This window comes from Kribbella sp. NPDC051952, assembly GCF_040680855.1.
GTDB lineage: Bacteria > Actinomycetota > Actinomycetes > Propionibacteriales > Kribbellaceae > Kribbella.
The window spans coordinates 108,101-128,357 of record NZ_JBFAXQ010000011.1; the positions used below are offsets into that span (position 1 = coordinate 108,101).

Genomic DNA, 20,257 nt, shown 5'->3' on the forward strand with positions numbered 1-20,257 from the left:
GGGACCGGCTGTACGAGAATCTGTCCCGGTTCGGCCCGGCTCGACCGGGCTGTGACCACCGACGGCGCGCCCCGCGCCGGTCCGGACGTCCGAGGTTGGGAGGTTGGCGTGGTCTGCCCGCGCTGCAACTCAGACGTCCCCGAGGTGTCGCATTTCTGCCACCACTGTGGCAACGATGTGCGATCCGGGGACGCCGAGCGGAAGAAGGCGTACGCCGCCAGGCCCGATGAGCCGGTGGCGTCGTTCAAGCTGGTGTCGACGATCATGCCGCAGGGCTCCGGCAAGCAGCCCTACACGTACAAGGTCGCGCTCGGGATCGGGCTGCTGCTGACCGTCGTGACGGCCGCGCTCGGCGCCCTGCCGGTGGCGATCATGATCGCCGCGTTCGCGATTCCGATCGTCTACATCCTCTACCTGTACGACGTGAACCTCTGGGAGGACGAGCCGATCCCGGTCGTCGCGGCGGCGTTCGTGCTGACCGGCGTACTGGCGGCGGTGTTCACCTGGCTGTGGTCGGACAAGCTCGTGCTCTCGCTGGACACGATCGGCGGCAATGACGCCGGCCCGGCCGGGCGGGACCTGCTGATCCTGCTCCTGCTGGTGCCCGTGGTCTCCGAGCTGATCCGCCAGATCGGCCCGCTCTACCTGGCCTCCCGGCCGCGGTACGACGACCTGATGGACGGCTTCACGTTCGGCGTGGTGGCCGGTGTCGGGTACGCCTGCTTCGAGACGCTCGTACTGCACTGGGGCTGGATCAGCGGCGGCTTCGCCGGTCCGGGCAGCAGTGCCGGGACGTGGATCTCCATCGTGCTGCTGCACGGTTTCATCAAGCCGCTGATCTACGGTTCGGCGACCGGCCTCGCGGGTGCGGAGTTCTCCGGCCTGGGCGAGGGGTACGACGGCTTCACCCCGCGCTGGGTGGCCGGTGTGATCCAGGCGATCGTGATCAACGCGCTGTTCCAGGGCGGGGTCTACCTGCTCGGCTTCGTCGGCGGCCACGGCTCGACCGTCGGTGCGATCCTCGGTGTGGTCTGGGGCCTGCTGCTGCTCGGCGCGCTGATCATCCGGGTCCGGACCGTGCTGCACAAGGGGCTGCTCGAGGCGGCGCTGGAGTCGGCCGCGCGCGGTGGTTCCAACCACGCGTCGGGCGATCTGGCCTTCTGCTCGCGCTGTGAGATGCCGCTGCTCCCGCAGTCCGACTTCTGCTCCGCCTGCGGCAACTCGGTGCGGTCCGTGCCGAAGTCGGCCCGTGGCGTGGCGGCACCCGCGGGTGCGAGTGGATACGAAGCGACGACTGGGGAGACGCAGGCATGAGCAACCAGCAACCGCCCTACGGCCCCGGTGGCCAGCCGCCGTACGGCGGTCAGCCGGGACAGCAGCCAGGTCAACAGCCAGGTCAGCAGCCCGGTCAGCCGCAGGGCCAGCCGGGTTACGGTCAGCAGCCGGGCCGGCCGCCGCAGGGCCAGCCCCAGGGGCAGCCGGGTTATGGGCAGCAGCCTGGGTACGGTCAGCAGCCGCAGGGTCAGCCCGGATACGGGCGTCCGCAGCAGGCACCCCCGGGCTACGGTCAGCAGCCGGGCCAGCCGCCGTACCAGGGCCAGCAGCCCGGGCAACCGCCGTACCAGGGCCAGCAGCCGGGACAGCCGCAGTACCCGGGGCAGCAGCAGTACCCCGGTCAGCAGCAGTACCCGCAGCAGCAGGGCTACCCCGGCCAGCAACAGCAGTACGGCGGCGGCCAGCAGCAGTGGGGTCAGTACGGCGGTCAGACGCCGCGCGGCAAGGGCGGCAACAAGATCCTGTTCATCGCCGGTGGCGCGTTCGCCGTCGTCGCGGTGATCGGTGTGCTCCTGGCCGTGGTCTTCAACCAGGGCGACGACAAGAAGGCCGACCCGGACCCGCAGCCGACGACCACCCAGAGCAACGAGCCGGCCGAGAACGTCGACGAGGGCATCGAGATCGCCGAGGGCGTCTTCGTGAAGCCGCAGCCGGGCTACATCCGCAAGAGCCTGGACAAGTTCACCGGCGTCTACCTGCTCAAGCAGGGCGAGGCGTACTTCATGGTGAACGCCTGGAAGGCCGAGACGAACGAGAACACCGCGACGGTGCTCCCGCAGCTCATGGACGCCGAGACCAAGGACCTGACCTCGGTCAAGAAGGGCGAGCCGAAGGAGAGTCACCCGGGCGAGGGTGACAAGAGCAACGTCAAGACCATGACCACCCAGAGCTTCGACGCGATCTCGACCAGCCAGAACGGCAGCCTGCCGGTGATCGGGTTCGTCGGCGTGATCGAGCGCAACGACGGCGTGATCACGATCATTCGGGTGTACGGGCGCAAGGACAAGATCTCGACGATCCAGCCGGACACCACGGCGATGCTGCAGTCGGTGGTCAAGAGCCAGTGAGCGGGAAGCGCGACAAGGGTTCCGGAGGAGGCAATCCCTGGGTCAACGAACCTGGCCCAGCCTCCGACGACGCGGCAGTGCCGGACGAGCCGGCCCTGCCGCCGTCGCCCTGGAACCTGGAAGTGCCACCGCCCCCGTCGCCGTGGGGGACCTCGCCGGACGCAGGTCCGGGACCCGGGCCGGGCGCCGGGCCTGGTCCGCAGTCCGGACCTGGTCCGGCCACCGAGACGAGCACTGCCTGGGGTGAGAAGGTCGGGCCGCCGTCGCTGCGGCGGCCGCCGCCGGAGAAGAAGGGCCTGCCGTTCCCGCCGCTGCTGCTGCCGATCGGGGCCGGCCTGATCGTGGTCGCGCTGGTCGCGGCCGCGCTGGTCTTCCTGTCCGGGGGCGACGACGACAAGGCGGATCCCACCACGAGCCAGACCCCGGCGCCGACCGCGAGTACGCCGACAACGTCGTACCAGCCACCCGTGAATGCGATTCCGGTCGGCTTCGGCGTCTCCGTCGTACCGGTGGAGGGCTGGAGTGTGCTGGCGACGGAGAAGGCCGGCAAGGAGCTGGTCACGTACGCGCCGAACGGTGAGCCGCGGTCGTTCTTCTGGGTCCGGCAGAAGGAGAACGTGACCGCGAACGCGTACGTGCTGGGCATCGTCGAGGGCGAGACCGAGAACGAGATCGCCCAGCTCGGCAGCGTACGGAACCTGCCGTGCCCGAAGGACGTCTTGGAGGAGTGCGTCGCGATCAGCTACACCTCCACCGCCAAGGACAAGACCGGCGCCGATGTGAAGGTGCAGGGCTACGTCGAGGCGTACCGGCGCAAGGACAAGGTGGTCACCGCGCTGGATTTCCGGACCCGCGTCGACTTCGCCCAGAAGGCCGAGGCGGACGCCACGACGATGAAGAAGTCCGTGCTCGACAGCTTGTGACGACGAACCCCCTGAACTATCGCGAGGAAGAGCTATGAGTCAGCAGTACGGGACGCCCCCGGGACCGCCTCCCGCCCCCGCTCCTGGCGGCTGGGGATCCGCGTCGGGTCCCGGCGGTCCTTCGGGACCTGGTGGCTGGGGACCCGGTCCGGGCCGGCCGCAGCAGCGGCCGGGCAAGTCGAACAAGACGCAGTGGATCATCATGGCCGGTGCGATCGTCGCGGTCGCGCTGGTCGCGATCGGCGTCGTACTGCTGGTGACGGGTGGCGGCGACGAGGACAAGCCGGCCGCTCAGCAGACTCCGGATCCGGTCGGTTCGATGTACACGCCGTCGCCCACGCCGAAGCCGGACGACTCCAAGGGCCCGAACGACACCGGCGTGGAGGTCGGATGGGGTATCTGGTTCACCCCGGCGAAGGGCTGGCTGCGGGACCCGGACAAGTCCAAGGGTGGGCAGAACTGGATCCTGCAGCAGTTCAACGCCCGCGGCCTGATCGACGGGTACTACTGGGTCCGCCAGACCGAGCTGTACGACGCGAAGGGCTTCGCCGAGCACCTGGTCGACATCGAGTCGAACGGCATGCAGGGCGTGAAGATCGGCAAGGGCGTCGCGTGCAAGTCGCCCAGCCCGAAGATCAAATCCTGCTACGCGCTGTCCTACACCGGCGTCTGGGTCGGACCGACCGGCAAGAAGGTCGCCATGCAGGGCTTCGTCACCGCCTACCAGGACCAGTTCGACCGCGTCACCGCCACCGACGCGGCCCTCGAGCGCCGCGTCTACAAGCGCCGGGTGAACGAACTCGTGTTCATGAACAATTCGGTCGTCAAGAGCTTCTGACCTGGGGTTTTAGAAACTGTCGGCAGCGGGCCGTACGGTGGAGGGCATGAGACAGGTCTCGGATCTCCAGCGTATGGTCGCGCCGCTGAAGGTGGTGTCCGATTTCGATCCGGCGGGTGACCAGCCGGCCGCGATCGCGGATCTCGAGCGGCGGATCAACGCCGGCGAGCAGGACGTCGTGCTACTCGGTGCGACGGGTACCGGTAAGACCGCGACCATCGCCTGGCTGGCCGAGAAGATCCAGCGCCCGATGCTGATCCTCCAGCCGAACAAGACGCTGGCCGCCCAGTTCGCGACCGAGCTCCGGCACTTCTTCCCGGAGAACGCCGTCGAGTACTTCGTCTCGTACTACGACTACTACCAGCCCGAGGCGTATGTCCCGCAGACGGACACCTACATCGAGAAGGACTCCTCGATCAACGAGGAGGTCGAGCGGCTGCGGCACTCGGCGACCTGGTCGCTGCTGACCCGCCGCGACGTCGTCGTGGTCGCGACCGTCTCCTGCATCTACGGCCTGGGCTCCGCGGACGAGTATCTGAACCGCATGATCCACGTGAAGGTCGGCACCGAGATGGACCGCGACGGCCTGCTCCGCAAGCTCGTCGGGGTGCAGTACGCGCGGAACGACCTGGCCGGCACCCGCGGCACCTTCCGGGTCCGCGGCGACACGCTCGAGGTGTTCCCGGTCTACCAGGAGCTCGCCGTCCGGGTGGAGTTCTTCGGTGACGAGATCGAGCGGGTGATGACGCTGCACCCGCTCACCGGTGAGGTGATCAGCGAAGAGGACGAGGTCTACATCGGTGCCGCGACGCACTACGTGACCGCGCCGGAGCGGATGGAGCGCGCGATCACCTCGATCGAGGCCGAGCTGGAGGAGCGGCTGGCCGAGCTCGAGCGCGGTGGCCAGTTGCTGGAAGCACAGCGGCTCCGGATGCGGACGACGTACGACATCGAGATGATGCGGCAGATCGGGACCTGCTCAGGTATCGAGAACTACTCGCGGCACACCGACGGCCGCGAGGCCGGGACCGCGCCGCACTGCCTGCTGGACTACTTCCCCGAGGACTTCCTGCTGGTCATCGACGAGTCGCACGTGACCGTCCCGCAGATCGGCGGGATGTATGAGGGCGACATGTCCCGTAAGCGCACGCTGGTCGAGCACGGGTTCCGGCTGCCGTCGGCGATGGACAACCGGCCCCTGCGCTGGGAGGAGTTCCTGGAGCGGATCGGGCAGACCGTCTACCTGTCCGCGACCCCGGGGCAGTACGAGCAGGACAAGTCCGACGGGTTCGTCGAGCAGATCATCCGGCCGACCGGTCTGGTCGACCCCGAGGTGATCGTCAAGCCCACCAAGGGCCAGATCGACGACCTGATCCACGAGATCCGCGGTCGGGTCGAGCGGAACGAGCGGGTCCTGGTCACCACGCTGACCAAGAAGATGTCCGAGGACCTGACCGACTACCTGCTGGAGATGGGGATCCGGACCAGGTACCTGCACAGCGAGGTCGACACCCTGCGCCGGGTCGAGCTGCTCCGCGAGCTCCGGATGGGTGAGTACGACGTCCTCGTCGGCATCAACCTGCTGCGGGAGGGCCTCGACCTACCGGAGGTGTCGCTGGTCGCGATCCTGGACGCCGACAAGGAAGGCTTCCTGCGCTCGGGCCGGTCGCTGATCCAGACCATCGGCCGTGCGGCTCGTAACGTGTCCGGCCAGGTGTTCATGTATGCGGACAAGATCACCCCGTCGATGGAGCAGGCGATCGACGAGACCAACCGGCGCCGCGCCAAACAGACCGCCTACAACGTGGCGAACGGTGTCGACCCGCAGCCGCTGCGGAAGAAGATCGCCGACATCACCGACATGCTCGCCCGCGAGGACGCCGACACTGCCGAGCTGCTCGGCTCCGGCCGGAACCAGTCGCGCGGCAAGGCGCCGGTGCCGGGTGGTGGCAAGGCGAAGGCGGGGGAGAAGGCGAAGGAGCTGGCCGGCGGCCTGCCGTCGTCGGATCTCGCCGACCTGATCCAGCAGCTCACCGACCAGATGCACAACGCGGCGGCCGAGCTGCAGTTCGAGGTCGCGGCCCGCTACCGCGACGAGATCTCGGAGCTCAAGAAGGAGCTCCGCCAGATGACCAACGCCGGCGCGAAATAGGCCCTAGGTGGTGCCGGCGCTCGAGAGAGCGTCGGCGACCTCCTGGTCCTCGAACACGATCCGCTGCAGCCTCTGGATCGCGAGCCGCTGCCGGTCCGGGTCGCCGGACGCGAGCTCGTCAAGCTGATAGCTCCGGTACAGCGTGAGGAAATGGTTCTGGAAGTCGAGCGCCCGATCACAGAGCTCGCGCAGCACTGCACGCTCGGCCGGGTCTGACGGCAGCTGGTAGTGCCAGCGATTGCGGCACAGCTCGTGCACGTCCGTCACCAGGTCGGTCCACTCGTCCGCGACGTACTTCTGGTAGAGCTTGACGCAGGCCGCCTTGTCCCGCACATACTGACCGCTGCCCAAGGCAACGATCGCGGTCGCCGTCCAGCCGACTGATCCGACCAGCAGTTTGGTGCTCGGGTGCTCGACCCCATCCGGGCCGGGCATCGTCCACTGGTCGTAGCCGAAGAACGGCCCGTCCGGATCGAGGTGCCGCAGCGGATACACCAGCGGTCCACCCCGCCGCTCTTTCGGATAGGCGTAGCTGAGGTACGGCGTATGGACCACCGACCGCACGTAGGTGTCGGCGTCGAACGGCGGCAGCTCCGCGCGGATGTCCTCGCCGTACAGCAACCGCGTGGCCAACTTGAGATTCAGCGCTGCGCCAACGCCCTCCGGACCGCGAAGACCACGCTCACCGGTCAGCACGAGCTCCAGCAACACCGGCGAGAGCCGGCCGCAGTGATCGGACAGCGCGCGAGCCCGCTCATATTCGGCCGCATCGGCGAACCGGTCCTTGAAGATGATGAAGAGATCCAGATCGCTTCCGGCGATGCTCGTACTGCTGGCATGGCTGCCGCGCAGGTAGTAGCCACGCACGCGGTCCGGGAACGCGACCTCGAAGACACCGATCACGCCCTGAGCGAGCCGGTCGTATCCGCGGTCACCGGTCGACTCGATCAGCCCCAGGTCTGTCACCTTTCCACCCTACGACTGTGCGTACGGCGGCCATCGTCTTCTGTCCCCGGGGAGGTCTACTGTGCCTTTCAGGGCCACCAGGGGAGGAACCATGTTCGACCACGTGTCACTGCAGTGCGACGACCTGACCGCGAGCCGCGAGTTCTACGAGACCGTCCTGGCGCCCCTCGGCATCACCGTGTCGATGGACTTCGGCACCGTCCTCGGGCTGTCGGGGCAGGACGGCGTACCGAAGTTCTGGCTGGGGAAGCAGACGACCGGGGGAAGCCAGCGCGAGATCCACGTCGCGTTCACCGCGCCCAACCGTTCGGTCGTCGACAAGATCTACCAGGCGGTGCGCAAACTGGGGGCCGAGGTTCTGCATGAGCCGAAGGAGTGGCCCGAGTACCACCCCGGCTACTACGCGGTCTTCGTGCGGGACCCGGACAGCAACAATGTCGAGGTTGTCTCTCACAGCTGACAGGAGCAGGAGATGGCGAGGCTTACCGGGAGCGAGATCCTCGAGCACTGCCTGGCCAAGCCCGGGGCTTGGCAGGACGAGCCGTGGGAGGGCGATGTCGTCGCCAAGGTCGGCGACAAGATCTTCGCGTTCCTCGGCGGTGGCGAGGGGGTCGGGCTCAAGTGCGGGGCCAACCGGGAGGAGGCCGACGAGTTGGTCGACACCTACCCCGAGGACGTCAGCAAGATGGCCTACATCGGGCGCTCGGGGTGGAATTCGGTCCGCCTCGGCGGCGCCGTTCCCGACGACGAGATCCTCGAGCTCATCGACACCTCGTACGACACGATCGTGGCGAAACTGCCGAGGAGCAGACGTCCATAGCATTCCGATTGATCACGCAGCGCAACTATTCCCGCCGAGCACTGTGATCATTTCGACAGGTGGACACGGCGTCCTGGATTTGGCGACTCGACTGCCGACCCGTCAGAATGGTGTCTGAGAAGGGGAGTATTCCTCGGCGGCGGCATCGTCATCACGGTCAAGGGCTTGGTCCCGCGCCCGGTGCCACCGGTCGGACTCGTCACTGAGTTCGGCGGAAGAGACCTTCGGAGTCCTGTTTCAACTGAGCTCCGGAGGTTTCAAGTGCACGTTGCTGACTACGTTTGGTACATCACGGTCGGCGTACTGCTCGCGCTGCTGGCATTCGACGTCTTCATCATCGGCCGGCGCCCGCACGAACCGACGACCCGTGAGTCCGCGCGGGCGATCGCGTTCTACGTCGGTCTGGCGGTGGTGTTCGGCCTCGGCGTCTGGGTCTTCTCGGGCGGCAACTACGCGGGCGAGTTCTTCGCCGGCTGGCTGACCGAGTACAGCCTGAGCGTCGACAACCTGTTCATCTTCCTGATCATCATGTCCAGGTTCGGGGTGCCGAGGAAGTACCAGCAGACCGCACTGCTGGTCGGCATCATCCTGGCGCTGGTGTTCCGCGGCATCTTCATCGCCGTCGGCGCGGCCGCGATCAACGAGTTCTCCTGGATCTTCTACCTGTTCGGCGCGTTCCTGGTCTACACCGCGATCCACCTGGCCATGCAGGGGGAGAACGACGACGAGGACTTCAAGGAGAACGCGATCATCCGGTTCGCCCGGAAGCGGCTGAACGCCACCGACGAGTACAACGGCGTGAAGCTCACGATCGTGAAGAACGGCAAGCGCCTCGTCACCCCGATGGCGATCGTGATCGTCGCGCTCGGTACGACGGACCTGCTGTTCGCGCTCGACTCGATCCCGGCGATCTACGGCCTGACCCAGGAGCCGTTCCTGGTCTTCACCGCGAACGTCTTCGCACTGATGGGGCTGCGGCAGCTGTACTTCCTGCTCGGCGATCTGCTCAAGCGCCTGGTCTACCTGTCGATCGGCCTGTCCGTCGTGCTGGCGTTCATCGGCGTGAAGCTCGTCCTGCACGCGATGCACGTGAACGAGCTGCCGTTCGTCAACGGCGGCCACCACATCGAGTGGGCGCCCGAGATCCCGATCTGGTTCTCGCTGGGGTTCATCATCATCACCCTGGGCATCACCACGGTCGCGAGCCTGCACAAGTCCCGCATCCTGGAGTCGGCCCCGGAGGATGCCGCTCCTGAGGCCGACGAGTCAGAGGCCCACGAGTCAGAGGCCCACGAGTCAGAGGCCAAGAACTCCTGACCCCGAGCTGACGATCGCCCCGGACACACCGTCCGGGGCGATTCTCAGGTCAGAACCGGGCAGCGGTGATGAGCGTGGCCCGACGCTCGTCGGTGAGCGGCTCGTTCTCGAGCCGCTTGCCGGTCTCCGAGGCGTGCAACATGCCTTCGGCGGAGACGAAACCGACGTGGTGGACCGTCTTCCCAGGGCGGGCGAAGAAGTACAGGTCACCCGGCTGAGCCTCGTCGATCGGGATGTTCTGGATCGCGTCCGCCTGGTCGTGGGCATCCCGCGGCGTCCGCAGCCCGAGCACCCGGCTGACCGCGTGGACCAATCCCGAGCAGTCCAGCCCATAGGCCGCCGTACCGCCCCACAGGTACTCGAGGCCAAGGAACTGCGCGCCCAGCCGGAGCCGATCCTCGGGCTCGGACGGCTCCACACCAGACCGCAGTGCGTTGTCCGCGAGCCAGCCGGATCCACCGTCCGGCGTGGCGACCCGCGTGTACCCGTCGGCCTGCTCGATCGACGCCAGTACGGTCCCGAACGACAGCTCCGCCACCGCGCGACCACCAGGTTCGCCCTGCAGCACAGCCGTCGGTACGGCGATTGCGACCGGATCCGACGCACTCCCGGGCAGCTCGCCGAGGTGGCTCGACGGGACCCAGCCCGGATACCCCAGCTCGTCCTGTGAGGACGGTTGCCAGGGCGCGACGATCTCGGACCAGCCATCACGTTCGGACCGAACCAGCACCGGCTCGGCGAACAGCAGTTGGGTCAGGGTCCGGTTGTGCAGACCCAGACGGGTCTCGGTGTCCATTGACTTGGCCCAGCCGGCGACATCGGGCTGGGCGGCGACGGCCGGCGCGTCGATGTCACGCGGCGCGTCCGGGGAAGTCCACACGGTGCTGACCGGGACTTTGGCGGCGAGGAGCTTCATGACACCAAGCCTGTCACGCCGAGGCCAGGAGTCGAAGGCAGGTGAATCAGCGAGCCTTCGTAGCGGATTCCGCCGGCCACCGGAGCTTCCCGGAGCCACCATGCGGCGTCCAGGTCGTTGACCGCCGAGGTCGGGTACGCCGACACCAGCGCCGCCGCCGCACCGACTCCGACGTGGCTCTCCATCATCGAGCCCACGATCGTCCGGATCCCGTGCGACCGGGCCAGCTCGAGCAGTGTCCGGGCCGGTGCGAGTCCGCCGCATTTGGCCAGCTTCACGTTCACCATGTCCGCGGCACCGTGCCGGATCACGTTGACCAGATCGCGTACGCCGTACACCGATTCGTCGGCGAGGATCGGCGTACTGACCCGGTCGGTCACCCAGGCCATGCCCTCGAGATCGGCGGCCTCGACGGGTTGCTCGACCAGCTCGATGTCGCAGTCCTCGAGAGCGCGAATCGCATTGACCGCGTCGCGCCGGGACCAGCCCTGGTTGGCATCCAGCCGGAGGGTCGCCCCGGGGCCGATCGCCTCGCGCACCCGCCGGACCCGCTCGACGTCGGCCTTCGCGTCAGTGCCGACCTTGACCTTGAGTACGTCGAACCCGTCCGCGACCCGCGCTCGCCCAGCGGCCGCCAGGGCCTCCGCGTCACCCACCGACAGCGTCACATCCGTGCGTACGACGTCCACCGTCGAGCCGAGGAAGCCATGCAGGGTCTGCCCATGTCGACGCGCGGCCAGATCGTGCAGCGCGATGTCGACGGCTGCCTTGGCGCCGAAGTTGCCGGCGGCAGCGTTCTGGACGCGGCGCAGGGCCTCGGTCAGGTCGTCCGGGCCAAGGCCGTCGAGCGCGGTGGCGATCGGGCCTTCGACACATGCCTGGCTGCCGGCGAGCGAGTCGCCCGTGACCTTCCAGACCTGCGGGGCCTCGCCCCAGCCGCTGAGGTCGCCGTCGGTGATCTCGACGAGCAGGGATTCGGCGTGCGTCGCCGTACGCAGCGCTGTGATGAAGGGGGTGTGGAGCGGGGACGAGACCAGATGCGTGGTGAGTTTCATCGCACCGCTCCCAGGTCGTGCCGGTGGTTCCAGGCTTCGAGGGCGATAGCGGCGATCAGCTTCTGCGCGTCGGAGTCCGGTAGGTCGGACGTCGTGCAGACGACGAGCACGAACGGATCGGCGTCGGTCGGGCGGACGATGCCGCCGTCGTGCCGGATCCGGGTGTCCCAGCCGTTCTTGTGCTCGACCCGGGTGCCGGTGGGCAGAAGCGCCGGGATCTCGCCGTTCCACTGATTGGCCGCGAGGAGGTCGCGGAGATAGTCACCGTCGGGTTGATTGCCAACAGCAACAAGCACTCCGGCCAATCCGGCGGGGCTCATCAGGTTGCTGATCCCCGCTCGTTGCGCCGCCGCGTCGTCGATCCCGCGCATGATGACACTGCCACCAGGACCGTACTCGGCAAGAACAGCCTGCGCCGCGTCCACGCCGACCTGTTCCAGCACCAGGTCGGTGGCGAGGTTGCTGGAACGGCTGATCATCTCGGTGGCCAGCCAGCTGAGCGGCACCGCCGTCCCCAGCTTCGTCCAGGTTGCGGGCGCCTCGTCCTCGTCCGGGTTCACGCCGAACCGGCCGCCGGCCGCGGACGCGAAGTCGTTGTGGACGGTCACCGGCTGATCGAGGGCCAGCTCACCCGCCTCGACCTTCCGCATCATCGCCATTGCCACCGGCAGCTTCATCGTGCTGGCGGAGTAGTGCGTCCGCTCCGCCGCGTGCTCGAACACCGGTACGCCGTCCAGTCCGCCCAGCCAGACCCCGAACTCCCCGCTCCCGTCGACCCCGGCGAGCAGCTCCGCGATTCCCATGCCGATCACCCAATCACAGGCTGACACCTGGCAGACTGCCGAGGGTGTCCCGCGCTCTCGGCATCCTCCTCGGGTTCGCGGCCGACCGCGTCCTCGGCGACCCGCGCCGCTTCCACCCGGTCGCAGGCTTCGGCCGCACCGCCAACCGCCTCGAGCAGAGCCTGTACGCCGACTCCCGGGCGGCCGGGACCGTCTACACAGCCGCTCTGGTCGGCGCGACGACAGCTGGCGCGATCGTGGTCGAGCGGATGACCAAGAACCACCCGGTGCTCCACACCCTCGTCACCGCCACTGCGACCTGGACCGTGCTCGGCGCCCGCAGCCTGGACCGCGAGGCCGAAACGATGGCCGAGCTTCTCGAGGCCAAGGACATCCCGGCCGCCCGCGACCGGCTCAGCCACCTCTGTGCCCGCGACGCCACCAACCTCGAAGCCGACGAACTCGCCCGCGCCACCGTCGAATCGATCGCCGAGAACACCTCGGACGCGTGTGTCGCGCCGCTGCTCTGGGGCGGCGTGCTCGGCCTCCCCGGTCTGCTCGGCTACCGCGCGGCCAACACCCTGGATGCCATGGTCGGCTACAAGTCCGCGAAGTACCTGAACTTCGGGTGGGCGTCGGCGCGACTGGACGACGTACTCAACCTGCTCCCTGCCCGCGTCTGCGCGGTACTCACCGGACTCGCCGCGGGCCGGCTGCGCGAGACGGTCGAGGTGTGGCAGCGGGACGCGCCGAAGCATCCGAGTCCGAACGCCGGTCCCGTCGAGGCGGCGTTCGCCGGGGCGCTCGAGCTGACGCTCGGCGGCACGAACAGCTACGGGACGTACCAGGAGGATCGCGGGACGCTCGGTGACGGGCCGGCCCCGGAGGTTGCCGACGTACGCCGGACCGCGGCGCTCGCGCGGCGGGTCGGTCTGGCGGCAGCAGGAGTCGCGGCGATGATCGCGGTACTGGGGAAGGGGAGACGATGGGGCTGAGCCATCGGCCGATGCGGATCGCGTTGATCCGGCACGGCGAGTCCGAGGCGAATCTGGACAAGACGATCTACGAGCGCATCCCCGACCACGCGGTCCCGCTCACTCCGCTCGGCCACGAGCAGTCGGTCGAGGCGGGCAAGCGGCTCCGGGAGATGTTCGCGGGCGAGCCGGTCCGCGTCTACGTCTCGCCGTACCTGCGAGCCCGGCAGACGCTCGACTCGCTCGGGCTGGACGACCTGATCGAGCTGCCGCGGGAGGAGCCGCGGCTGCGGGAACAGGACTGGGCCAACCTGCAGGACACCGCGGATATCGAGCGGCAGGAGGAGCTCCGGGACTCGTTCGGGCACTTCTTCTACCGGTTCACGCACGGTGAATCGGGCTCGGACGTGTACGACCGGGTGTCGACGTTCCTGGAGACGATGCACCGCGACTTCGAGAGCCCCGATGCGCCGCGCAATGTGCTGCTGGTGTCGCACGGGCTCACGATGCGGTTGTTCTGCATGCGCTGGTTCCACTGGTCGGTAAGGTTCTTCGAGACGCTGCGGAACCCGGGCAACGCGGAAACACGCGTCCTGCTGCGGCAACCCGATTTCCGGTACAAGCTGGATCGGCCGTTCGAACAGTGGACCCACTACGAACCGACGGAACGGGAGCGATCCGCATGGTTGTAGAGCAGACGCGGGATGCGGTACTCGATCTGCTGGCGAGCCTGTCGCCCGCGCAGCTCGACAAGATCAAGGCCGCGTTCGACACCCCTGATCACCAGGAGTGGACCTATCTGCCGGGCGCCGTACCGGGCCTCGCGCTGACGGAGCTGACGCCCGTGCAGCAGCAGTTGGTGCAGCGGCTGGTCTCGATCGGGTGCAGTGAGCGCGGTGTCGCCGACGTCTGGGCCGTGATGGACGCGGAGGTCATCGTCCGCGAGATCCCGCCGCTGCCGCCGTCGGGGGAGTGGGAGGGGTCCGTCGTCGGCGACCGGTACTTCCTCCGGGTGCTGGGCGATCCGGCCGGGACCGAGCCGTGGGCGTGGCGACTGAACGGTCACCACCTCGCGCTGCATGTGACGCTCGTGGACGGTGCGATCGCCTTCACGCCGCAGTTCCTCGGGTCCAACCCGGCCGAGGTGCTGACCGGGCCGGAAGCCGGTCGCCGGTTCCTCGCAGCTGAGCAGGACCTGGGCTTCCAGCTCCTGAACGCTCTCGAGCCGGATCAGCGCGACGTCGCCATCGTCTCGCCGGACGCGCCCGACGACATCCTCACCCGGCATGACCCCGTTGCCGACGCCAAGCTCCTGCACAAGGGCCTCCCGTACGGCGATATGACCGCGGACCAACGCCAGTTGCTCAGCCTGCTCATCGGCCAGTACGTCGGACGCGCCGCCGGGCCGATCGGGTTGCAGACGTGGCAGGACATCACCGACCAGGGCATCGAACGACTCACGTTCGCCTGGGCCGGCGAGACCGAGCCCGGGGTCGGCAACCGGCACTACTACTCCATCGCCGGGCCGAGCTTCCTGGCCGAGTACGACAACACCCAGGACAACGCCAACCACATCCACTCCGTCTGGCGCGACGTCCGCAACGACTGGGGTACCGACCTCCTGGCCGCCCACTACGCGATGCACAGCTAGAGTCAGCCAAGTCATTCGACGGCAACACGCAGGAACCCGGTGCAAGTCCGGGACGGTCCCGCCACTGTGACCCACCTTGTGGGGAGTCAGGAACTGCCGCCGTCGTACCTCCGGACGGGGCGTGGACACCCCGAGGAAGGACCGGTCGCGCATGCGTGCGAACCTCCTGCTGCTTTCGACCGCCGACACCGACCTGCTCGCGGCCGCCGAGGCGGACGCCGGCTGGAAGGTCGCGAACCCGGCCCGGCTCGACCTGGACGCCCTGGCTCCGTTGCTCGAGGACGCCGCGGTCGTCGTGGTCCGTCTGCTCGGCGGGCGGCGGGCCTGGGAGGACGGCCTGGACGCGGTCATCGCGTCCGGCAAGCCGGCCGTGGTGGTCAGCGGTGAGGCTGCGCCTGATGCTGAGCTGATGTCGCTGTCGACCGTGCCCGCGGGTGCGGTGACCGAGGCACTCGCTTACCTGCGTGAAGGCGGCGCCGACAATCTACGCAACCTGGCCGGCTTCCTCCGCGACACGCTGCTCCTGACTGGTGACGAGTTCGACCCGCCTCGCGCGCTTCCGGCGTACGGCGTGCGTGGGACGTACGTCGAGGACGAGCGGCCGCCCGGACGCGATGAGCTGTCCAAGAAGCCGACCGTCGGGATCGTCTACTACCGCGCCCACGAGATCTCCGGGAACATCGCGTTCGTCGACACCCTCGCGGCCGCGGTCTCGGAGGCGGGCGCGCAGCCGCTGCCCGTGTACTGCGGGACCCTGCGCGGACTCGATCCGACCAGTGCCGAGAACGCCGGGCTGTTCGAGCTGCTGCGGAAGTGCGACGTACTGGTCACTACTCTGCTGGCAGCGGGTGGGTCCGTTGCGGCCAATGCGAGTGCCGGCGGTGCGGACGACGCGTGGGACGCGGGTGCGCTCGCATCCCTCGACATCCCGCTGATCCAGGGGCTCGCGCTCACCTCGACCCGTGAGCAGTGGCTGGCCAGTGACGCGGCGATCAGTCCGCTCGACGCGGCTACGCAGGTCGCGATCCCGGAGTTCGACGGACGACTGATCACGATCCCGTTCTCGTTCAAGTCGTACGACGCCGACGGCCTGGCCCGGTACGCGCCGGACCCGGAGCGGTGCGCCCGGCTGGCCGGGATTGCGGTCGCGCACGCACGCCTCCGGCACGTCCCGGCCGCCGAGAAGCGGCTTGCGCTCGTGTTGTCGTCGTATCCGACCAAGCACGCCCGGATCGGGAACGCAGTCGGTCTGGACACGCCCGCGTCCGCGGTCGTCCTGCTTGGGCAGTTGGAGCAGGCTGGGTACGACCTCGGTGGGCTCGACCTCAGTGAGCTGCAGGGTGCGGACGGCGCCGACGGGCTGATCCACCGGCTGATCGCGGCCGGAGGTCATGACGTCGATTGGCTCACCGACGAGCAACTGGACAACGCGGTCGCGAAGGTCCCACTGTCGACGTACCAGCAGTGGTTCGGTCAGGTCCCTGAGTCGTTGCGCGAGGCAATGACCGAGGCGTGGGGTGAGCCGCCGGGTTCGCTGTACGTCGATCCGTCCGGGGCGATCGCCCTGGCTGCCTTGCGGTTCGGGAACGTCGTGCTGATGATCCAGCCGCCGCGCGGTTTCGGCGAGAACCCGGTGGCGATCTACCACGACCCGGATATGGCGCCGTCGCATCACTACCTGGCGGCGTACCGGTGGCTCGAGACCTCGACGGATCAGGGCGGCTTCGGGGCGCACGCCGTCGTACACCTCGGGAAGCACGGGACGCTCGAATGGCTGCCGGGCAAGGGGATCGGGATGTCGGCCGAGTGCGCGCCGGACGCCGTACTCGGGAACCTGCCGATGATCTACCCGTTCATCGTCAACGACCCGGGTGAGGGTACGCAGGCCAAGCGGCGCGCGCACGCGACCGTCGTCGACCACCTGGTCCCGCCGATGGCACGTGCCGAGACGTACGGCGACATGGCCAAGCTGGAGTACCTGCTCGACGAGTACGCGACCGTGTCGGCGCTGGACCCGGACAAGGTGCCGACGCTGCGGGCGCAGATCTGGACGCTGATCCAGGCCGCACAGCTGCACCACGATCTGCACACCAACGAGCGGCCCGAGGACGACGACTTCGACGAGTTCGTCCTGCATCTGGACGGGTATCTGTGTGAGATCAAGGATGTGCAGATCCGCGACGGGCTGCACATCCTCGGCGGCGCACCGGATGGGGAAGCGCGGGTGAACCTCGTGCTCGCCGTACTGCGGGCCCGTCAGCTGTGGGGTGGTTCGTACTCGATCCCCGGATTGCGGACGGCACTCGGCGACACCTTCGGGGTCTCTGAGTCCGAGCTGCTCGCCAATCCCGGAAAGGCTGCCGATCTGGCTGACCTGGCGACGTTGGCTGATCTGCCGGCCGTGACGGGTGCGGATGGCGTGGATCTGCTGGAGGCCGTCGCGCGCAAACTCGTCGTCAGCATGGAGACGCTGAGCTGGGACCCGCTCAAGGTGCCGGTAGTCGTGACCGAGGTGCTCGGTCGTTCGTCGGAGGCTGTCTCGGCCTCGCTGACCTTCGCCGCCACCGAGGTTGTCCCGCGACTTGCCCGGACCGGCGACGAGGTGACCAACGTCCTCCGGGCGCTCGACGGTCGCTTCATCGAGGCCGGGCCGTCGGGTTCGCCGACCCGTGGTCTGGTCAACGTGTTGCCGACCGGCCGGAACTTCTACGCCGTCGACCCGAAGGCGATCCCGAGCCGCAACGCCTGGGACGTCGGGGTTGCGCTGGCCGACTCGCTGCTCGCGCGGCACCAGGCCGAGACGGGGGAGTGGCCGCGCTCGGTCGGCCTGACGATCTGGGGTACGTCGGCCATGCGCACGCAGGGCGACGACCTGGCCGAGGTGTTATGGCTGCTCGGCTGCCGCCCGGTCTGGGACGAGGCGTCGCGACGGGTCACCGGGTTCGAGGTGGTCGGCGTGGAGGAGCTCGGCCGGCCGCGGATCGACGTGACGATCCGGATCTCCGGGTTCTTCCGGGACGCGTTCCCGCATGTGGTGGCCCTGCTGGACGAAGCCGTGCGTACGGTCGCATCGCTGGACGAGTCGGCCGCGGACAACTTCCTGCGCGCGCACGTGGACGCTGACGTTGCTGAAGGCAATGATCTGCGGTCGGCCACCGCGCGGGTGTTCGGGTCGAAACCTGGTTCCTACGGAGCTGGGTTGCTACCGCTCGTGGATGCGCGGAACTGGCGGACCGACGCCGAACTGGCCGAGGTGTACGCGGTCTGGGGCGGGTACGCGTACGGCAAGGATCTCGACGGCGCGGAGGCGCGCGGCTCGATGGAACGCGCGTACGCCCGGATCCAAGTGGCGGCGAAGAACGCGGACACCCGCGAGCACGACATCATGGACTCCGACGACTACTTCCAGTACCACGGCGGCATGATCGCGATGGTCCGCCACCTGACCGGCTCGAACCCGAAGGCGTACGTCGGGGATTCCGCCGTACCGGCGCAGGTCCGCACCCGGACGCTGGAGGAGGAGACGAAGCGGGTCTTCCGGGCCCGGGTGGTGAACCCGCGGTGGATGGCGGCGATGCGGCGGCACGGCTACAAGGGTGCGTTCGAGATGGCCGCGACCGTGGACTACCTGTTCGGGTACGACGCGACCGCGGGCGTGGTCGACGATTGGATGTACGAGACTTTAACAACGGAGTACGTCGCCAACCCCGAGATGGCCGAGTTCTTCCAGAAATCGAACCCGTGGGCCCGGCATGGCATCGCCGAGCGCCTGCTCGAGGCGGCGCAACGCGGTCTCTGGGCGGAACCATCACCGGAGGCACTCGAGACGCTACGCACCGCGGTACTTGAGACGGAAGGTGACATCGAGGACCGCGGCTGATTGGGTAGAGGTATGCCGCCTGAGCAGCTCAGAGTCCTGATCACCAACGACGACGGTTACCAGGCTCCGGGGATCCGGGCGCTCGCGCCGGCGATCGCCGAGCTCGGGTACGACGTACTCGTGGTCGCACCGCTCGAGGACGAGAGTGGTGTCGGCTCGGCCCGTGCGGGCATGGTCGGCCGTCCGATCCGGACCGCGTCCGAGGAGGAGGGTGGCGTCACCTACATCGGTGTCGAGGGTACGCCGGCTCTCGCGGTGACGCTGGCGTCCGTGGGTGCCTTCGGGCGCGCCCCGGACCTGGTCGTCTCGGGGATCAACCGGGGCCACAACATCGGCGTACCGATCTTTCACTCCGGCACCGTCGCCGCGGCGCTGACCGCGGCCGGGCAGGGCCTGTCGGCCGTTGCCATCAGCATCGACTCCGAGGACCCGGCGCACTGGCAGACCGCGGCCACCGTCGCGGCCGAGGCGCTGACCTGGATCGTGCCGGAACCCGCCGGCACGGTGCTGACGATCAACGTCCCGGATCGGCCGCTCGACCAGTTGGCCGGCGTACGCCACGCCTCCCTCGCCCCGATCAAGCGCTCGCGCATCGTCGGCACCACCGCCCCGAGCGGCGAGCCGATGATCCAGCTCGAAGCTCCTCGCCCCGGCGCCGTAGCCGACTCCGACGAGGCTCTTCTCGTGGCCGGCTTCGTCACCGTCACACCCATCGTCGGCATCCGCGAGGTGAAGGACGACACGGCCGCAATCGCACTGGCCAAGCGCTTGTCATGAACCTCTTCGCCGCGTCGCCCGGCGCCACCACTGCTGGGGCGACCTGCTGGGACGGGATCTCCGGCTGATCGCCCCGGACCAGCGGGGTGTCCTGCGCGTCCTTTGTCTAGAGGTAGCCCAGTAGGTCCGCGTTGGACCGTACCGGCTGTCCTTCTGGCCCGGTCAGCATGTCTTCGAACCCGACGCGTACGTCGTACCCCTGCTGCGCGGCCCACCGCAGCACCGGCCAGGCCCACTCGTTCTCACCATGCACGAGCACGTCGGTCGTCGGCAGTACGTCCAGCACCGCCTGAGCCGCCGCGATCCCATCGGAGCCTGGTGACACGCCAGGGATCGCTTCAACCAGCACCCTTACAACCGGCCCACCCCAGGCCAGGTACTTGTCCGCCGCGTCCGCTGTGAACAGCCCGGCCTCAATCCCGATCCCACGGTCGATCAGCAGATCCGCCACCCGCTCCGCCCCGGCCTCGTGAAAGTTCACACTCGCGAAGTCCGGCCCACGCTCCCACCCACCGATCAACTCCAGTCGGCGCGAGAGATCCGGTTCGATCTCCTGCCGCGTCGACACTCCGACCGGCACGCCCGGACAGACAGCCCGCACAGCGTCGACTGCGGCGCGAACATCCGCCCACCGCAAACTCTCGGCCTCATCACCTCCCCGCGGATGCAGATGAACCGCCTCCGCCCCCGCCCGCACAGCACCCTCCGCCTCCCGAGCCAACTGCACCGCCGTAACCGGCACCCCCGGATGCTCCCCCCGCCCCCGATCCCCATTCAAACAAACCTTCAACATCCCCCAAAGCT

18 protein-coding genes and 1 riboswitch are annotated in these 20,257 nt (G+C 68.4%); of the genes, 13 read left to right on the top strand and 5 right to left on the bottom strand.

Going from position 1 to position 20,257, the window contains the following annotated elements; translation table 11 throughout:
• Positions 1 to 177: 177 nt before the first annotated feature.
• Genes AB0L70_RS21375 through uvrB form a run of 5 tightly spaced genes read left to right on the top strand, consistent with a single transcriptional unit; the run spans position 178 to position 6,315 of the window.
• Positions 178 to 1,314 carry a PrsW family glutamic-type intramembrane protease gene (locus AB0L70_RS21375; RefSeq protein ID WP_363686630.1) on the top strand — a complete coding sequence of 379 codons (1,137 nt, stop codon included), beginning with the start codon at positions 178 to 180 and terminating at the stop codon, positions 1,312 to 1,314.
• Positions 1,311 to 2,402, top strand: coding sequence for a hypothetical protein (locus AB0L70_RS21380; RefSeq protein WP_363686632.1), 1,092 nt, complete (start codon positions 1,311 to 1,313; stop codon positions 2,400 to 2,402). Before AB0L70_RS21375 ends, AB0L70_RS21380 begins: the two co-directional genes overlap by 4 nt.
• Positions 2,399 to 3,325, top strand: coding sequence for a hypothetical protein (locus AB0L70_RS21385; protein WP_363686634.1), 927 nt, complete (start codon positions 2,399 to 2,401; stop codon positions 3,323 to 3,325). The genes AB0L70_RS21380 and AB0L70_RS21385 overlap by 4 nt, the downstream gene beginning before the upstream one ends.
• Before the next feature lie 34 nt (positions 3,326 to 3,359).
• Positions 3,360 to 4,163, top strand: coding sequence for a hypothetical protein (locus AB0L70_RS21390; protein WP_363686636.1), 804 nt, complete (start codon positions 3,360 to 3,362; stop codon positions 4,161 to 4,163).
• A 46-nt stretch (positions 4,164 to 4,209) separates the two neighbouring features.
• Complete coding sequence (gene uvrB / locus AB0L70_RS21395) at positions 4,210 to 6,315, top strand: excinuclease ABC subunit UvrB (protein WP_363686638.1); 2,106 nt, start codon at positions 4,210 to 4,212, stop codon at positions 6,313 to 6,315.
• Between the two features lie 3 nt (positions 6,316 to 6,318).
• Here uvrB and AB0L70_RS21400 read toward each other — a convergent pair whose 3' ends face one another.
• Entirely contained in the window at positions 6,319 to 7,281 is a 963-nt protein-coding gene (locus tag AB0L70_RS21400) for a hypothetical protein (RefSeq protein ID WP_363686640.1), read from the bottom strand.
• Between the two features lie 91 nt (positions 7,282 to 7,372).
• On the opposite strand from AB0L70_RS21400, the gene AB0L70_RS21405 reads away from it, so the two are divergent.
• From AB0L70_RS21405 to AB0L70_RS21415, 3 genes are all read left to right on the top strand, one after another.
• Positions 7,373 to 7,741, top strand: a complete 369-nt coding sequence (locus tag AB0L70_RS21405) for a VOC family protein (RefSeq protein WP_363686642.1) — start codon at positions 7,373 to 7,375, stop codon at positions 7,739 to 7,741.
• Positions 7,742 to 7,753: 12 nt separating this feature from the next.
• Positions 7,754 to 8,101, top strand: coding sequence for an MmcQ/YjbR family DNA-binding protein (locus AB0L70_RS21410; RefSeq protein WP_363686644.1), 348 nt, complete (start codon positions 7,754 to 7,756; stop codon positions 8,099 to 8,101).
• Between the two features lie 261 nt (positions 8,102 to 8,362).
• On the top strand, positions 8,363 to 9,418 hold the full coding sequence (locus tag AB0L70_RS21415; RefSeq protein WP_363686646.1) for a TerC family protein: 1,056 nt from the start codon (positions 8,363 to 8,365) through the stop codon (positions 9,416 to 9,418).
• 49 nt (positions 9,419 to 9,467) lie between these two features.
• Here AB0L70_RS21415 and AB0L70_RS21420 read toward each other — a convergent pair whose 3' ends face one another.
• From AB0L70_RS21420 to AB0L70_RS21430, 3 genes are read right to left on the bottom strand one after another with little or no spacing between them, the layout of a single operon-like run.
• Complete coding sequence (locus AB0L70_RS21420) at positions 9,468 to 10,334, bottom strand: C40 family peptidase (RefSeq protein ID WP_363686648.1); 867 nt, start codon at positions 10,332 to 10,334, stop codon at positions 9,468 to 9,470.
• Positions 10,331 to 11,389, bottom strand: a complete 1,059-nt coding sequence (locus tag AB0L70_RS21425; RefSeq protein ID WP_363686650.1) for a dipeptide epimerase — start codon at positions 11,387 to 11,389, stop codon at positions 10,331 to 10,333. Before AB0L70_RS21425 ends, AB0L70_RS21420 begins: the two co-directional genes overlap by 4 nt.
• Entirely contained in the window at positions 11,386 to 12,192 is an 807-nt protein-coding gene (locus AB0L70_RS21430; protein WP_363686652.1) for a serine hydrolase, read from the bottom strand. Before AB0L70_RS21430 ends, AB0L70_RS21425 begins: the two co-directional genes overlap by 4 nt.
• A 44-nt stretch (positions 12,193 to 12,236) precedes the next feature.
• On the opposite strand from AB0L70_RS21430, the gene AB0L70_RS21435 reads away from it, so the two are divergent.
• From AB0L70_RS21435 to surE, 5 genes are all read left to right on the top strand, one after another.
• Complete coding sequence (locus AB0L70_RS21435; RefSeq protein WP_363686654.1) at positions 12,237 to 13,166, top strand: cobalamin biosynthesis protein; 930 nt, start codon at positions 12,237 to 12,239, stop codon at positions 13,164 to 13,166.
• Complete coding sequence (locus AB0L70_RS21440) at positions 13,157 to 13,837, top strand: phosphoglycerate mutase family protein (protein ID WP_363686656.1); 681 nt, start codon at positions 13,157 to 13,159, stop codon at positions 13,835 to 13,837. Before AB0L70_RS21435 ends, AB0L70_RS21440 begins: the two co-directional genes overlap by 10 nt.
• Positions 13,828 to 14,796, top strand: a complete 969-nt coding sequence (locus tag AB0L70_RS21445; protein WP_363686658.1) for a DUF3500 domain-containing protein — start codon at positions 13,828 to 13,830, stop codon at positions 14,794 to 14,796. The genes AB0L70_RS21440 and AB0L70_RS21445 overlap by 10 nt, the downstream gene beginning before the upstream one ends.
• 1 nt (position 14,797) lies before the next feature.
• Positions 14,798 to 14,913, top strand: a riboswitch (cobalamin riboswitch).
• A gap of 34 nt (positions 14,914 to 14,947) precedes the next feature.
• The gene (gene cobN, locus AB0L70_RS21450) at positions 14,948 to 18,676 is read left to right on the top strand and encodes a cobaltochelatase subunit CobN (protein ID WP_363686660.1); all 3,729 of its coding nucleotides are present in this window, start codon (positions 14,948 to 14,950) and stop codon (positions 18,674 to 18,676) included.
• 12 nt (positions 18,677 to 18,688) lie between these two features.
• Positions 18,689 to 19,453: a 5'/3'-nucleotidase SurE gene (surE, locus tag AB0L70_RS21455; protein WP_363686662.1), complete on the top strand. Its 765-nt coding sequence runs from the start codon at positions 18,689 to 18,691 to the stop codon at positions 19,451 to 19,453.
• Positions 19,454 to 19,559: 106 nt separating this feature from the next.
• On the opposite strand, the gene AB0L70_RS21460 is transcribed toward surE, so the two are convergent.
• On the bottom strand, positions 19,560 to 20,246 hold the full coding sequence (locus tag AB0L70_RS21460; RefSeq protein WP_363686664.1) for a 3-keto-5-aminohexanoate cleavage protein: 687 nt from the start codon (positions 20,244 to 20,246) through the stop codon (positions 19,560 to 19,562).
• Between the last annotated feature and the right edge of the window lie 11 nt (positions 20,247 to 20,257).